We start from the raw sequence: 920 nt of genomic DNA, 5'->3' as shown, positions 1-920 counted from the left end.
AACGCTTCACCTTCCAGGCCCAATAACGCCTTGCCCGCGACATGCACCTGGCCACCGACAATCTGTGCGCCGCGTCGGGCATGGGCCAGCAGCGCGGTAGCCAAGGTGGTCTTGCCGGACCCCGACTCACCCACCAGCCCGAGGATTTCCCCGGCTTCCAGGCTGAAGGACACGCCGGACAACACGTCCACCTGCCCCGCCAATTCAACCCGCAAGCCACTGACCTGCAGCACCGTCGTCGTCATCTGCGCGATTGCATTCATGGCTGTTTTTCTCCCAGGCGTGCGCTGCTGCGGCCGATGCCTTCAGCGAGGATATTGGTGCCATAGGCAAACACGCCGATCAGCACAGCGGGGGCCAACACCGCCCAGGGCTGCACCAGCAACCCGGCCTGGTTTTCATTGATCATCAAGCCCCAGTCCGCCGTCGGCGGCGCCACGCCATAACCGAGGAAGCTCAGGCCCGAGAGCATGCCCACGCCCCAGGTCAGCATGTTGCCAAAGTGCACCAGCAACGGCGTAAGGATGTTCGGCAGGATCTCCTTGAACAGGATCCGCCGCCGCGAGTAGCCCATCATCTGCGCGGCCTCGACAAACTCCTGCCCCGCCACTGCCACCGCGCTGGCACGCGCCAGGCGGATCACCCCCGGGATAAACGCAATCGACACCGTGAGCACGATCAACCACGGCGCGCGGCCGAGCATCGAGACAATCAACAGCACCAGAATCAGGTCGGGGAACGCCAGGGACACGTCCGCCAGCCAGGTGATCAACTGGTCCAGGCGCCGCCGCGACAGCCCCGCAAGCAAGCCGAGAGTACTGCCGACGGCCAGGGCAATGCTCGCCGCCGCCACGGACATCCACAGCACCGAGAGGCCGCCGCTGAGCAGCCGCGACAACACGTCATGCCCCAGGAAGTCA

2 protein-coding genes are annotated in these 920 nt (G+C 65.2%); both read right to left on the bottom strand.

From position 1 onward, the window contains the following. Positions 1-263, bottom strand: a 263-nt coding sequence (locus HX846_RS38015) for an ATP-binding cassette domain-containing protein (protein WP_178967557.1), incomplete at its 3' end; no start/stop codon positions are given. After that, positions 260-920: ABC transporter permease (locus tag HX846_RS38010; protein ID WP_178967556.1), on the bottom strand; the 661-nt coding region annotated here is incomplete at its 5' end. The genes HX846_RS38015 and HX846_RS38010, both read right to left, overlap by 4 nt.

The sequence above is a fragment of the Pseudomonas sp. K5002 genome, assembly GCF_013386655.1.
GTDB lineage: Bacteria > Pseudomonadota > Gammaproteobacteria > Pseudomonadales > Pseudomonadaceae > Aquipseudomonas.
The sequence above is the reverse complement of the archived record's forward strand: the minus strand, read 5'-3'. Positions and strand labels throughout refer to the sequence as shown.